This window comes from Citrobacter amalonaticus (assembly GCF_001559075.2).
Classification (GTDB): Bacteria; Pseudomonadota; Gammaproteobacteria; order Enterobacterales; family Enterobacteriaceae; genus Citrobacter_A; species Citrobacter_A amalonaticus_F.
On record NZ_CP014015.2, the window covers coordinates 3,652,749 to 3,667,351 of the forward strand.

Consider the following 14,603-nt stretch of genomic DNA (forward strand, 5'->3'; position numbering starts at 1 on the left):
ACAAAATGATTGTGGTAATGAATATTTATTGTCTGCCTGAATGACGACAAATAAATAGCTCGCTATTTTAAAAACGATCGTCATCCGTTCTCTAGTCAAATAAAACCCGTTAGTTTGATTTAGGGCAATGCGGCGTCATTCCTTGCTTCGATTTGTCTTAGTCAAAGTGTAGCGCATGTTCATATGAAAGAGGATTTACAAATTCTGATTTATTCACGTCATGTAAATTGTCTTTTTGCTATATCTGATTACCGGAGAAAATGAATTGCTCACTATTCACACAGTTAGCCTGCGTAATAATATCCTTGTCACGTCTCGCGTCGGGTTTTGTGGTTATACTGCGGGGAGAGTAAAGGGAAAGTGAAGATTTTCTGGAGGATACATGATTCTCGAACGCGTTGAGATAGTGGGATTTCGCGGTATCAATCGACTGTCGTTGATGCTCGAGCAGAATAACGTCCTGATTGGTGAGAACGCCTGGGGTAAATCAAGTTTACTGGATGCGTTAACACTGCTGCTGTCACCCGAATCTGAGCTGTATCATTTTGACCGCGATGATTTCTGGTTTCCTCCTGGCGATATGAAAGGCCGCGAACATCATCTGCATATCGTACTGACGTTTCGTGAATCTCAACCTGGACGCTATCGGGTTCGCCGCTACCGGGCGCTGGAGGCGTGCTGGACGCCATGTCACGATGGTTTTCAGCGTATCTTTTATCGCCTTGAAGGCGAATGCGGTGAGGACGGCAGCGTGATGACGCTGCGCAGTTTTCTTGACGGCGACGGGCATCCGCTGGCGGTTGACGATATCAACGAACAGGCGCGGCATCTGGTGCGCCTGATGCCGGTGCTGCGTTTACGCGATGCGCGGTTTATGCGCCGTATTCGTAACGGCACGGTGCCGGAGGTTGACGATGTCGAAGTCACCGCCCGTCAACTGGATTTTCTCGCCCGCGAACTGGCGATGCGCCCGCAGAATCTCACCGACGGACAGATCCGTCAGGGGCTTTCGGCGATGGTGCAACTGCTTGAGCACTATTTTACCGAGCAGGGCACTTCGCAGTCCCGCCACCGCTTAATGCGCCGACGCTCCGCCAACGAACAGCGAAGCTGGCGCTATCTCGATATTATCAACCGGATGATCGACAAACCGGGGGGACGTACTCACCGGGTGATTCTGCTGGGGCTGTTCTCCACGCTGTTGCAGGCGAAGGGCACCGTCAGGCTGCATAAAGACGCCAGACCACTGCTGTTGGTGGAAGATCCGGAAACGCGCCTGCATCCCATCATGCTGTCAGTGGCATGGCAGTTGCTGAATCTGCTACCGCTTCAGCGCATCACCACTACCAACTCGGGGGAGTTGCTCTCGCTGACCCCGGTGGAACATGTCTGTCGTCTGGTGCGTGAATCCTCGCGCGTGGCGGCCTGGCGTCTGGGACCGGGTGGTCTGAGCGCAGAGGATGGTCGACGCATTGCCTTCCACATTCGCTTTAACCGTGCTTCTTCGTTGTTTGCCCGCTGCTGGCTGCTGGTGGAAGGGGAAACAGAAACCTGGGTGATCAACGAACTGGCCCGTCAGTGCGGTCATCACTTTGATGCCGAAGGGATTAAGGTGATCGAATTCGCGCAGTCCGGTCTTAAACCGCTGGTAAAATTCGCCCGGCGGATGGGCATTGAGTGGCACGTGCTGGTGGATGGTGATGAAGCCGGGAAAAAATATGCCGCCACGGTGCGAAGCCTGCTGAATAATGACCGGGAAGAGGAGCGCGAACACCTGACCACGCTGCCTGCGCTGGATATGGAACACTTTATGTACCGGCAGGGTTTTGCCGATGTTTTTCACCGGGTGGCGCAAATCCCGGAAAATGTGCCAATGAATATGCGTAAAATCATTTCGAAGGCGATCCATCGCTCATCGAAGCCCGACTTAGCCATCGAAGTGGCGATGGAAGCCGGGCGGCGAGGTGTGGACGCGGTGCCGACGCTGCTGAGAAAAATGTTCTCCCGGGTGCTGTGGCTGGCGCGCGGCAGAGCGGACTAATCCTGTAAACACTGCGGAACCTGCGTGACGACGCTGTCGAGCAGCGCGTAGCGGCGGCGGTATTCAGCCCGTTTTTTGCTGGCGATATCCGCCTCGCTTTTCCGCGCAATGGTCAGCGGCAGCGAGAAGTAATCTCCTTGCGTTTTTTCACCGCCCAGGGACGCCCAGAAGGCGTCGTAGTCGGCATGCATTTGCGTTTTTTTGTCCATATAGCGCCAGCTGCGATAAACATGCACCGCGTTGCTGACTGCCAGAATCTGTTCCGCCCTGGCGATCTGAGCGAACTGACACAGCGCTTCCATTACCACTCTTTTGGGGAACAAGCCGTAACAGGCTTTGGTGGCCTGCTGAATGACCTCATGTGGAACATCATTCGCCGCGCCCTGCAAGCCGCCAATAAACAGGGTGCGTTTTCCGTTTAACGTGCAGAATGTGAAGGTAATTTCTGCCAGAATACGCACCTGCTCGTCGCGGATCACGACGGTACTTTCACCTTCTTTATCCAGTGAGACCAGACTGACTAAATCAAGCTGGAATGACGCGCCGTCTTTGGCCTCGAATTTTGCCAGGTTGAGGCCGTTCTGGCTTAAATAACGGGCCAGTTGTTCGCGGCTGAATAACTGACGCAGCAGATCATAATGGCTACAGAGCGCGGTCAGCGCGGTATCGCGCTTAATATTCACGGCCATATACGGGCGGTGCAGACGAATTGGCAACCGGGGTTGTCGGGCCAGCAGCGTATTCAGCTCAGGCCATTGGGTCAGATTTTCCAGCAACTGACGGGTAGCCATTGGCATCAACAACGAGCGAATTAAAAACTTACGGCGAAAGCTGGCCTTCCGCCAGAATTTACCCGGCAGTAATTGACCTCGCGCCAGGCGCATAAATAATTGTAAAGGAGACGCAACGTCTGAAGTGTAAAAGGTATTATCAGTAATCTGTGACATGATCATAATCCGCAATGCGATGATTGCGAAAATTGAAACACGCTGAATCTTAACCAATCATCAATGCCGCGAGCGCTATCCTTTTCGCTTGCGGTTTGTTTAGATACTGTTGAATTTCAGCTGAAAACTTACCATCAGGATCGCTATGGGTATTAAGGGAAATAAAATTAAAAAGCGCTATCTGTTGCTTATTTTCATTCTCATCCTGGGGGCATTTGCCCTTTGGCGGACGCTTAATGCGCCGGTGCCAAATTATCAGACGCTGATTGTGCGTCCGGGAGATTTGCAGCAAAGCGTACTGGCAACCGGCAAACTCGACGCATTGCGAAAAGTGGATGTCGGCGCGCAGGTGAGTGGTCAGCTCAAAACGCTGTCGGTGGCGATTGGCGATAAGGTGAAGAAAGACCAGCTGCTGGGCGTTATCGACCCTGAACAGGCGGAAAACCAGATCAAAGAGGTGGAAGCGACGCTGATGGAGCTTCGCGCTCAACGCCAGCAGGCTGAAGCCGAGTGGAAGCTGGCGCGGGTGACGCTCTCCCGTCAGCAACAGCTGGCAAAAACCCAGGCCGTGTCGCAACAGGATCTGGACACCGCCGCAACGGAGATGGCGGTGAAGCAGGCGCAAATCGGCACCATCGATGCGCAGATCAAACGCAATCAGGCATCTCTGGATACCGCGAAGACCAACCTCGACTACACCCGCATCGTCGCGCCGATGGCCGGTGAAGTCACGCAGATAACCACCCTACAAGGGCAGACGGTGATTGCCGCGCAGCAGGCGCCGAACATTCTGACACTGGCGGACATGAGTACGATGCTGGTAAAAGCGCAGGTCTCTGAAGCCGATGTTATTCACCTTAAACCGGGGCAGAAGGCCTGGTTCACCGTACTGGGCGATCCGCAAACCCGTTACGAAGGGACGCTGAAAGATGTGCTGCCGACGCCGGAAAAAGTGAATGATGCCATTTTCTATTACGCCCGATTTGAAGTGCCCAACCCCAAAGGCATTCTGCGGCTGGAGATGACCGCGCAGGTCCATATTCAGCTAACGGATGTGAAAAACGTTCTGACGATCCCGCTTTCCGCGCTGGGTGACCCGGTCGGGGACAATCGCTATAAGGTAACCCTGCTGCGTAACGGTGAAACTCGTGAACGCGAAGTGTCCATTGGCGCGCGCAATGACACCGACGTGGAGATTGTAAAAGGGCTGGAAGCCGGTGATGAAGTGGTGACGGGCGAGGGTAAACCGGGAGTCGCGCAATGACGGCATTGCTTGAACTGAGCAATATTCGCCGCAGTTATCCCTCCGGAGAAGAAGAGGTGGAGGTGCTGAAAGGCATCACGCTACAGATCAATGCCGGGGAGATGGTCGCGATCGTCGGTGCGTCTGGATCCGGCAAATCCACGCTGATGAACATTCTGGGGTGCCTCGATAAACCCACCAGCGGCACCTACCGGGTCGCGGGACGCGATGTCTCAACGCTGGACCGCGATGCGCTGGCGCAACTGCGTCGGGAGCATTTCGGCTTTATTTTCCAGCGCTACCATTTGCTGTCACATCTGACGGCGGCGCAAAACGTCGAAGTCCCCGCCGTTTACGCCGGTACGGAAAGGAAACAGCGTCTGGCGCGTGCGCAGGAGCTGCTCCAGCGGCTTGGTCTGGGCGATCGCGTCGATTATCAGCCCTCGCAGCTTTCCGGCGGTCAGCAGCAGCGCGTAAGTATTGCTCGCGCGCTGATGAACGGCGGACAGGTGATCCTCGCCGATGAACCCACCGGTGCGCTCGACAGCCGTTCCGGTGAAGAGGTGATGGCTATTCTGCACCAGCTGCGCGATCGCGGGCATACGGTCATTATCGTCACCCACGATCCGCAGGTTGCCGCTCAGGCAGAGCGGGTGATTGAGATCCATGACGGCGAAATTGTGCGTAATCCGCCCGCGAAGCGTGCCGCGCAGGGGCAGGGCATTCAGGAACCGACGGTGAAAACGGCGTCCGGCTGGAGTCAGTTTGTCAGCGGGTTTCGCGAAGCACTGACCATGGCGTGGCTGGCGATGGCGGCCAACAAAATGCGCACGCTGCTGACGATGCTCGGGATCATTATCGGCATCGCGTCAGTGGTGTCGATTGTGGTGGTCGGCGACGCAGCGAAACAGCTGGTGCTGGCGGATATCCGCGCCATCGGGACCAACACCATTGATATCTACCCCGGCAAAGATTTTGGCGACGACGATCCACAGTATCAGCAGGCGCTGAAATACGACGATCTTGCGGCGATCCAAAAACAACCCTGGGTGACCTCCGCGACGCCCGCCGTGTCGCAGAACCTGCGCTTGCGTTATGGCAATACCGACGTTGCCGCCAGCGCGAACGGAGTCAGCGGCGACTATTTTAACGTTTACGGCATGACCTTCAGCGAAGGGACAACGTTCAACCGCGAACAGCTCAACGGTCGTGCGCAGGTGGTGGTGCTCGACAGCAACACCCGACGTCAGTTGTTTCCGCATAAGGCGAACGTGGTGGGCGAGGTGATCCTCGTGGGCAACATGCCCGCGACGGTCATCGGCGTGGCGGAAGAGAAGCAGTCGATGTTTGGCAGTAGCAAAATCCTGCGCGTCTGGTTGCCTTACAGCACAATGTCCGGGCGCATTATGGGGCAGTCGTGGCTTAACTCGATTACCGTACGAGTGAAGGAAGGTTTCGACAGCGCACAGGCCGAACAGCAACTCACCCGACTGCTGACGCTGCGTCATGGCAAAAAGGATTTCTTTACCTGGAATATGGACGGTGTCTTGAAAACCGCTGAAAAGACCACACGTACTCTTCAGTTATTCCTGACGCTGGTGGCGGTAATTTCGCTGGTGGTTGGCGGGATCGGCGTGATGAACATTATGCTGGTATCTGTCACAGAGCGTACGCGGGAGATCGGCATCCGGATGGCGGTTGGCGCGCGCGCCAGTGATGTGCTGCAGCAGTTTTTGATTGAAGCGGTGCTGGTTTGTCTGGTGGGCGGCGCGCTGGGTATCAGCCTGTCGATGCTGATCGCCTTCACGCTGCAACTGTTCCTGCCCGGTTGGGAGATTGGCTTCTCGCCGGTCGCGCTGCTGACGGCATTTTTGTGCTCTACCTTTACCGGCGTCCTGTTCGGCTGGTTACCGGCGCGCAACGCGGCGCGACTGGATCCGGTCGATGCGTTAGCGCGAGAGTAACGTCCCGGGAAATAAAAATGCCAGCCGATCGGGCTGGCATTTTACCTGCGGGATGTACACAATGAGACAGAAGAGCTATGCAACAGCTTCTGCTTCGATAGGCACGATGACACTGGCGTGATTGCCTTTTGGCCCCTGGTGAACATCAAACTGGACAGACTGTCCGGCTTTTAGCGTTCTGTAACCATCCATCTGAATGGTGGAATAGTGAGCGAAAATATCTTCGCCGCCGCCTTCAGGGCAGATGAACCCAAACCCTTTGGCATTGTTGAACCACTTAACAGTACCCGTTTCCATGCTTCGACATCCTTCGTAAATCTTATATAAGTAAGATGGAATGAACCGGTGGTGGAGTGGGGGTTGTTCAAAACCTCGCCAACTCTCGAAATTACAATTTAGAGAAATCAGGCGGGGCGTCAAGCGTCTGACGGGGGTCGGTGGGTAAAAATGAATCAAAAATTTGAAGCAGTTAACGCTATTGGCGGGAATGTGACAGATGTCGCGGATGCCAGTGATAGATGATAGTTATCTATTAATTGAGGTAGATTGATTGTGCACATCCGCTCTTGTCAGCGGCAGACTGTTCTGCCGGTAACCGTAACTGAAGATGACGACTGACAATGGGTAAGACGAACGACTGGCTGGATTTCGACCAGCTGGCGGCTGATAAAGTGCGTGACGCGCTAAAACCGCCATCTATGTATAAAGTGATATTAGTCAATGATGATTATACTCCGATGGAGTTTGTTATTGACGTGTTACAAAAATTCTTTTCTTATGATGTAGAACGTGCAACGCAACTGATGCTTGCGGTTCACTATCACGGTAAAGCCATCTGCGGCGTTTTCACCGCAGAGGTCGCGGAGACCAAAGTGGCGATGGTGAACACGTATGCGAGGGAGAACGAGCATCCGTTGCTGTGTACGCTGGAAAAAGCCTGAATGCAGGCATAAAAATTGGGGGAGGTGCCTATGCTCAATCAAGAACTGGAACTCAGTTTAAACATGGCTTTCGCCAGAGCGCGCGAGCACCGTCATGAGTTTATGACCGTCGAGCACTTGTTACTGGCGCTGCTCAGTAACCCATCGGCCCGCGAAGCGCTGGAAGCGTGTTCCGTGGACCTCGTGGCGCTCCGTCAGGAACTCGAAGCCTTCATTGAACAAACCACACCCGTACTGCCTGCCAGCGAAGAAGAACGCGACACGCAGCCGACGCTGAGCTTTCAGCGCGTTCTGCAACGTGCGGTCTTCCACGTTCAGTCCTCCGGGCGCAGTGAGGTGACCGGTGCGAACGTGCTGGTCGCCATCTTTAGCGAACAGGAATCTCAGGCCGCTTACCTGCTGCGTAAGCATGAGGTCAGCCGTCTTGATGTGGTCAACTTTATTTCTCACGGTACGCGCAAAGATGAGCCGAGTCAGTCGTCTGATCCTGGCAGTCAGCCCAATACCGACGAGCAAGCTGGCGGGGAGGAACGTATGGAGAACTTCACGACTAACCTTAACCAGCTTGCCCGGGTTGGCGGTATTGACCCGCTGATCGGTCGTGACAAAGAACTGGAGCGCGCCATCCAGGTACTGTGCCGTCGACGTAAAAATAACCCACTGCTGGTGGGGGAATCCGGCGTCGGGAAGACAGCGATAGCCGAAGGCCTGGCCTGGCGTATCGTGCAGGGCGACGTACCGGAAGTGATGGCCGATTGCACCATTTACTCGCTGGATATCGGTTCGCTGCTGGCGGGCACCAAATACCGCGGTGACTTTGAAAAACGCTTTAAAGCGTTGCTGAAACAGCTGGAGCAGGATACCAACAGCATCCTGTTTATCGACGAGATCCACACCATTATTGGAGCCGGTGCGGCGTCGGGCGGCCAGGTGGATGCGGCAAACCTGATTAAACCACTGCTTTCCGGTGGTAAGATCCGCGTGATCGGCTCCACGACCTATCAGGAGTTCAGCAACATTTTCGAAAAAGACCGTGCGTTAGCCCGTCGCTTCCAGAAAATTGATATTACTGAACCGTCGGTAGAAGAGACCGTACAGATCATCAATGGCCTGAAACCGAAGTATGAAGCGCACCATGACGTCCGTTACACCGCGAAAGCGGTGCGTGCAGCGGTTGAGCTGGCGGTGAAATACATCAACGACCGTCATCTGCCGGATAAAGCGATCGACGTGATCGATGAAGCGGGGGCGCGTGCGCGCCTGATGCCGGTCAGCAAGCGTAAGAAAACCGTCAACGTGGCCGATATCGAGTCCGTGGTGGCGCGTATCGCGCGTATCCCGGAGAAGAGCGTGTCGCAAAGCGATCGTGATACGCTGAAAAACCTTGGCGACCGTCTGAAAATGCTGGTCTTTGGGCAGGATAAAGCCATTGAGGCGCTGACCGAAGCCATCAAGATGAGCCGTGCGGGCCTGGGACACGAGCATAAGCCAGTCGGTTCCTTCCTGTTTGCCGGTCCGACCGGGGTCGGGAAAACCGAGGTGACGGTGCAGCTTTCCAAAGCGCTGGGAATCGAACTGCTGCGTTTTGACATGTCCGAGTATATGGAACGTCATACCGTCAGCCGCCTGATTGGCGCGCCTCCGGGATACGTTGGTTTCGATCAGGGTGGTCTGCTGACGGATGCGGTCATCAAGCATCCTCATGCGGTACTGCTGCTCGATGAAATCGAAAAAGCGCATCCGGATGTCTTTAACCTGCTGCTGCAGGTGATGGACAACGGCACGCTGACGGATAACAACGGGCGTAAAGCCGATTTCCGCAACGTGGTGCTGGTGATGACAACCAACGCCGGCGTCCGTGAAACGGAACGTAAATCGATTGGCCTGATTCATCAGGACAACAGCACTGACGCGATGAGCGAAATCAAGAAAGTGTTTACGCCGGAATTCCGTAACCGTCTCGACAATATTATCTGGTTCGAGCACCTGTCTACTGAGGTGATCCACCAGGTTGTCGATAAGTTCATCGTCGAGCTGCAGGTTCAGCTGGATCAGAAAGGTGTCTCTCTGGAAGTCAGCCAGGAAGCGCGTAACTGGCTGGCAGAGAAAGGCTACGACCGGGCAATGGGCGCACGTCCAATGGCGCGTGTGATTCAGGATAACCTGAAAAAACCATTGGCAAACGAGCTGCTGTTTGGTTCGCTGGTCGATGGTGGGCAGGTGACCGTGGCGCTGGATAAAGAGAAAAATGAGCTGACCTATGGCTTCCAGAGCGCACAGAAGCACAAACCGGAAGCCGCGCATTAATCTCTGATTTCTTCGCTGTCTAAAAAAACCGGGCGCAGTTCACACAGTGCCCGGTTTTTTATTGTCTGAGGTCAGCAAACTTCTGTTCACGTCCTCAAAACCTTCTCTTTTTAATATCAGATTATTATTCGCCAGTAAAAGACGTGATGAAATATTAATTTAATAACTATTTAACAATAAATACTAATTCTTGTTCTGTAGAATGCTATTCCACACATTGCTAATGTTATGATTTTGAAATCATTATCACGCTATTTAACGAAAATTCTCATCTTTAATTCATAAGGAATGGGAAAGAAGTTGGTGAATAAATCGGTATTTACATCTTGAAATAAATAATATATGTTGTTCTGGCAGTTTTCTTCAAATTTTGTTTATTAAGGATAGCCAATGAAAGTAATTCTGGGGTTCGATAGTCTTCTGACACCTAAAATCATGGTGTTTTTATACTGGATTTTTATGGCCTTAGTGGTCGTTGGTGGCGTAATTTCTATATTTAACGGTCAAATCATCGCTGGGTTATTTGGGACTATTTTGAGTCTGGTTGGCTGTCGAGTCATGTTTGAACTTATTATGATTGCGTTTAAAAACAATGAGTATCTGCGCATAATTGCACAGAATGCCAATAAATCAGAATAATGGCTCTTCTTCGGTATTAATCCTGGTTTGCCACATTTGATATTTATCTTCACACTGAGATAACATCCTGACGCTCTGTTTATACATGCAGAGTGTCAGGATGCTTCAGTTTTGCTAATGAAATAACGAATGTCTTGCAGGGCCTTAAAAACGCCGTTGAACGAAAATCGGTGTGGCGGGCAGGCAACATAGAAAATACAGTAGACTTTACTTTTTAGCCGGGTCGTAAAAAACAAAAGCAATCTTGTTATTGTCAGGATCACGGACATAAGCACTATAAAAATCATCGCCATAGTGTGGGCGGTAACCAGGAGGACCATCATCTTCGCCTCCGTTTTCTAGCGCTAAGGTATAGAGCTTGTTAATGATTTCAACGGAGGGGGCATTAAGGGCCACCATCACGCCATTACCAAATGTCGCCGGTCGATGATTAAAGGGTAGGCCAACACAAAGCCCTGTGGCATGATTATCTTTGAATGTGCCCCAGGCTGCACCTTTCTCACTTCGACCATCCAGCGGATAGCCCAGCACGTCCATCAACGGCGCATAAAATTGATAAGAAATTTCCGGGTTATTAGTGCCCAGCATGATATAAGAAAACATGACAACTCCTGTTGTAAAAAAATCCATTCTCGTTTGTTACTATGCCTGTTCAGGGGGCTGAAAGAAAGTATTTATACTGAGCCTTCTTTTTCAATTACTACTATTCTGGCTTCACCTTTAGGATGTGCAACATGTTCACAACCCTGATCGGCAAAAAAGAGATCCCCTGTATTCAGTATCACTGTTTTGACTTCGCCATGTTCCTTATAAAACATTTAAACGACGCCATCCATAACAGCAAAAACTTCCTGACCATCATTTATATGCCACTTATAGGGCTTATCTGTCCAGTGTAAACGTACGGAGGTTCCACTTAGCGAGGCAATGTCCATTGCTTCCCAGGCATTTTCTGCCCTAAAATCTTTGCTGATAATTGTTTTCATCATTGTCCCAATAAGTCTGATTGGATGTTAATGATATACGCAATATTCCAACTTAGCACATGCCTTTAGCAAAGCATATATTCTCGGTAATTTTTCATCATTTAATATCGGAACGAGAAATCGATGTGCCACCGTTACAATAGGCCATATGCATAGGGTCATAAGCGCTTCACATCCGTCTGTATAGCTGAGGGCCAGATCTGAGATATGGCGTCAGTGAGCGCAAAAATGAGTCGTTCAACGTCATCCTGTGCGGTTTCGTGCAGCGCTTCGGCGACAATCAACACCCTGGACGTACTTTGCTTAACGGCCGACCTGCCGCTTTGCCGATGAGTCCAGCGTCGGGCATGGGCTCGCCCGGAATCATCGGCAAAGATAACTTCACCGGGTTCAGGGTGTTCCGTCTCCCCGGAAAAAGTCTCATAGGACTCATCCCCACAGGCAGGGCGTACCGTTAACGCACCGCTGATCTGATCGATATCAAACACGGCAACCGGTATGGCAAAGGCGAGGGAAACGGCATTGCACAGGTCAATCATTGGATGCAGCGTCGGCAATTCACCGCTCTTCCGATATCGCCTTAACAAGGATTCCGACGCGCAGCGATACTGCGTTGGCTTAAGGCCTAGTTCGGAAAAAGCACGACGCCAGGCCTTAATCTCAGCAAACTCGCCTTCTCGGGATGTCGCCAGTCGCTTATCGGCGACTGCAAGGAACTGAGCGATGTGTGCATCAGAATTGGCATTCGCGTGGATACCATTAATATTCATCGTCGCGGTACGACGTTGTCCGAATCTTGTGTGCATTTCAGGGGCATAACATAGCTGCATTGATATTTTCTCCTTTGCGCCATTTCTGACAGCATGCCAGTTGTGTTGTGCGCTGTATTGGATAAAATTGCAGATGACTTCAGTGGCAAACAAAAACGTGAATATGGCGGTGAAGGGGGGTGACTCGCTTCGCTCGCCGTTACTCGGTCCATCCCTGGGCCTCGCCCCTTCGGGGCCAACGCAAGCGTTGTTCAAAAGCGCTCCAGGCGTTTTTGTGCGGGCAGTCCAACGGTCTGCGCCCGTTGTCGAACCCCGGTCGGGGATTCTCATCCCCCAGGGTGTGCAATATGCGAAAAAAAAGCCCGTACTTGCGTACGAGCTCTTTCTCAAATATGGCGGTGAGGGGGGGATTGACTCGCTTCGCTCGCCCTGCGGGCGTCATGGCCTGCGGCCACTCCGTCCAACGGGCTGCGCCCGTTGTCGAACCCCGGTCGGGGATTCTCATCCCCCCGGCGTGTGCCATATGCGAAAAAAAAAGCCCGTACTTGCGTACGAGCTCTTTCTCAAATATGGCGGTGAGGGGGGGATTCGAACCCCCGATACGTTGCCGTATACACACTTTCCAGGCGTGCTCCTTCAGCCACTCGGACACCTCACCATATTGTATTGCTGCCTGACCGCTTGGGGGGCAACGGGGCGCTACTATAGGGAGTTGCGCGAAAACGGTCAAGCAGTATTTACGCTTTGCTTCTCGTTTGGTTACGCATTGTACATCTACCCCGACGTAAGCCGTCGGGGAAGTGATTTAGCGTTGTGAATCCAGCATTTCGCGGTTCTTCACGATCTCCTCACGCTCAGATTTGACCAAAGCGGCCCGCGTTAAAATCGCGAACGGCTTCTGCGATTTCTTGTTTGGTATTCATGACAAACGGACCGTAGCCGACGATCGGTTCATTCAGCGGTTCTCCCGACAGTAGCAACACGCTGGCATCGTGGGTGGCTTCCAGATGCAATGCGTCCCCTTGCTGGCTTAATACCACCAGTTGCGCCTCGCTTGCTGTTGTCGATCCATTTACCGTGATTGAGCCTTTCAGGACGACCAGCGCGGTACTCCACCCTTCAGGCTGCGAAAGCGTCACCGGGCGCGCCTGTTGTAACCGCATATCCCAGACATTCAGCGGCGAGAACGTGCGTGCCGGACCGGTCGCTTGCTGATACTGACCGGCAATGATTCGCGCGGTCCCTGCATCGTCCGGCAGCTCAACGGTCGGGATGAAATCCTGAGTGATGCTCTGATAACCCGGTGCCGTCATTTTGTCTTTTGCTGGCAGATTCACCCACAGTTGCACCATTTCCAGTTCTCCCCCCTTGCGGGTGAAGACTTCAGAGTGAAATTCCTCATGTAGAATGCCTGCGCCAGCGGTCATCCATTGCACGTCTCCGGGGCCGATAATGCCGCCGCGACCGGTTGAGTCGCGATGCTCAACTTCCCCGCTGTACACAATTGTCACCGTTTCAAAACCACGGTGGGGATGCTCACCCACGCCACGCTTTTCTGTTCCCGGCGCGAACGTATGGGGACCGGCATAGTCAAGCAACAAAAATGGGCTCAACTGCTCAGCGTGGGACTGGTACGAAAACAGTGAACGAACCGGAAATCCATCGCCAACCCAGTGCGGACGAGGTGCGGTATAGACGCCTGTAACCTGTTTCATCATTCTCTCCTCAATGGCTTGTTACGTTATGAATAAGCTTATATTCATGACGGCGAGGTGAGTAGTGGCTAAAATGAACCTCATCGTTCTGAAAATGGAACAATAAATGGTAAAGCCAGATCTCAATGATTTTGCATGGTTTGTCCATGTCGTGGAGCAGGGCGGGTTTGCTGCAGCAGGTCGCGCACTCGATGAACCGAAGTCAAAGCTCAGCCGGCGCATTGCGCAACTGGAGGAGCAACTGGGGGTGCGGCTCATCCAGCGGACGACGCGGCAGTTTAACGTCACGGAAGTGGGACAAACGTTCTATGAACACTGCAAAGCAATGCTGGTGGAAGCACAGGCGGCGCAGGATGCGATTGCCGCATTGCAGGTTGAGCCTCGCGGCGTGGTGAAGTTGACGTGTCCGGTAACGCTGCTTCACGTCCACGTGGGGCCGATGCTGGCGAAATTTATGGCGCGCTACCCCGATGTGACGCTGCAACTCGAAGCCACGAACCGTCGCGTTGATGTGGTAGGGGAAGGCGTTGATATTGCAATCAGAGTGCGTCCTCGCCCGATCGAGGACAGCGATCTGGTGATGCGGGTGCTTGCCGACCGCGCACACCGGTTGTTTGCCAGCCCGGCGCTGATCGCACGTATGGGCACCCCGACGGCGCCGTCGGAATTATGCCGTTGGCCCGGACTGAGTCTGTCGGCAGGCAAACATATTCATCGCTGGGAACTGTACGGTCCGCAAGGGGCCAGAGCGGAAGTGCACTTTACCCCGCGATTTATCACGACCGACATGCTGGCATTGCGCGCGGCGGCCATCGCCGGCGTCGGTGCCGTACAACTTCCTATCTTAATGGTGAAAGAACAGCTTGCGGCGGGGGAACTGGTTGCGTTACTGGAAGGTTGGGAGCCGAGAAGAGAGGTAATTCACGCCGTTTTCCCTTCACGTAGGGGATTACTGCCATCGGTCAGAGCGCTGGTGGATTTTCTGACGGATGAGTATGCGCGGATGGCGGAAGAGTAGGGGATTTTCATGCAACAAAAAAGGCCGGATTG

The 14,603-nt window shown here is 53.1% G+C and carries 13 protein-coding genes, 1 tRNA gene and 1 pseudogene; 8 read left to right on the top strand and 7 right to left on the bottom strand.

Annotated elements, in window-relative coordinates; translation table 11 throughout:
* The first annotated feature begins 382 nt into the window (after positions 1 to 382).
* A complete protein-coding gene (locus AL479_RS17615) occupies positions 383 to 2,041 on the top strand; it encodes an ATP-dependent endonuclease (protein ID WP_105291776.1) in 1,659 nt (552 codons plus the stop codon).
* Here AL479_RS17615 and AL479_RS17620 read toward each other — a convergent pair.
* Positions 2,038 to 2,988, bottom strand: a complete 951-nt coding sequence (locus AL479_RS17620) for a VirK/YbjX family protein (RefSeq protein ID WP_061078003.1) — start codon at positions 2,986 to 2,988, stop codon at positions 2,038 to 2,040. The genes AL479_RS17615 and AL479_RS17620 overlap by 4 nt on opposite strands.
* Positions 2,989 to 3,133: 145 nt before the next feature.
* On the opposite strand from AL479_RS17620, the gene macA reads away from it, so the two are divergent.
* Complete coding sequence (gene macA, locus AL479_RS17625; RefSeq protein ID WP_061077001.1) at positions 3,134 to 4,252, top strand: macrolide transporter subunit MacA; 1,119 nt, start codon at positions 3,134 to 3,136, stop codon at positions 4,250 to 4,252.
* Entirely contained in the window at positions 4,249 to 6,195 is a 1,947-nt protein-coding gene (gene macB / locus AL479_RS17630; RefSeq protein ID WP_061077002.1) for a macrolide ABC transporter ATP-binding protein/permease MacB, read from the top strand. The genes macA and macB overlap by 4 nt, the downstream gene beginning before the upstream one ends.
* A 75-nt stretch (positions 6,196 to 6,270) precedes the next feature.
* Here the strand turns inward: macB and cspD are convergent, their stop codons facing one another.
* Positions 6,271 to 6,492: a cold shock-like protein CspD gene (cspD, locus tag AL479_RS17635; RefSeq protein ID WP_042284847.1), complete on the bottom strand. Its 222-nt coding sequence runs from the start codon at positions 6,490 to 6,492 to the stop codon at positions 6,271 to 6,273.
* Positions 6,493 to 6,642: 150 nt separating this feature from the next.
* Between cspD and AL479_RS24065 the strand changes: the two genes are divergently transcribed.
* The 4 genes from AL479_RS24065 (at position 6,643) to AL479_RS17650 (ending at position 10,082) form a co-directional block, all read left to right on the top strand.
* A complete protein-coding gene (locus AL479_RS24065; RefSeq protein ID WP_212807582.1) occupies positions 6,643 to 6,717 on the top strand; it encodes a hypothetical protein in 75 nt (24 codons plus the stop codon).
* Positions 6,718 to 6,815: 98 nt separating this feature from the next.
* Positions 6,816 to 7,136 carry an ATP-dependent Clp protease adapter ClpS gene (gene clpS / locus AL479_RS17640; protein ID WP_042320277.1) on the top strand — a complete coding sequence of 107 codons (321 nt, stop codon included), beginning with the start codon at positions 6,816 to 6,818 and terminating at the stop codon, positions 7,134 to 7,136.
* 30 nt (positions 7,137 to 7,166) lie between these two features.
* Positions 7,167 to 9,443, top strand: a complete 2,277-nt coding sequence (gene clpA, locus AL479_RS17645; RefSeq protein ID WP_061077003.1) for an ATP-dependent Clp protease ATP-binding subunit ClpA — start codon at positions 7,167 to 7,169, stop codon at positions 9,441 to 9,443.
* Positions 9,444 to 9,833: 390 nt separating this feature from the next.
* A complete protein-coding gene (locus tag AL479_RS17650) occupies positions 9,834 to 10,082 on the top strand; it encodes a DUF4282 domain-containing protein (protein WP_061077004.1) in 249 nt (82 codons plus the stop codon).
* A gap of 207 nt (positions 10,083 to 10,289) precedes the next feature.
* On the opposite strand, the gene AL479_RS17655 is transcribed toward AL479_RS17650, so the two are convergent.
* The 5 genes and pseudogenes from AL479_RS17655 to AL479_RS17675 form a co-directional block, all read right to left on the bottom strand.
* Positions 10,290 to 10,685, bottom strand: a complete 396-nt coding sequence (locus tag AL479_RS17655; protein ID WP_061077005.1) for a VOC family protein — start codon at positions 10,683 to 10,685, stop codon at positions 10,290 to 10,292.
* Positions 10,686 to 10,756: 71 nt separating this feature from the next.
* A pseudogene (locus tag AL479_RS17660) lies at positions 10,757 to 11,068 on the bottom strand (cupin domain-containing protein).
* 158 nt (positions 11,069 to 11,226) lie between these two features.
* Positions 11,227 to 11,874 (bottom strand): B3/4 domain-containing protein, encoded by a 648-nt coding sequence (locus AL479_RS17665; RefSeq protein WP_225851843.1) that lies wholly within the window; start codon positions 11,872 to 11,874, stop codon positions 11,227 to 11,229.
* Between the two features lie 534 nt (positions 11,875 to 12,408).
* Positions 12,409 to 12,496, bottom strand: a tRNA-Ser gene (locus tag AL479_RS17670).
* Positions 12,497 to 12,692: 196 nt separating this feature from the next.
* On the bottom strand, positions 12,693 to 13,553 hold the full coding sequence (locus AL479_RS17675; protein ID WP_061077007.1) for a pirin family protein: 861 nt from the start codon (positions 13,551 to 13,553) through the stop codon (positions 12,693 to 12,695).
* A gap of 106 nt (positions 13,554 to 13,659) precedes the next feature.
* Between AL479_RS17675 and AL479_RS17680 the strand changes: the two genes are divergently transcribed.
* A complete protein-coding gene (locus AL479_RS17680; protein ID WP_061077008.1) occupies positions 13,660 to 14,571 on the top strand; it encodes a LysR family transcriptional regulator in 912 nt (303 codons plus the stop codon).
* Positions 14,572 to 14,603 lie beyond the last annotated feature (32 nt).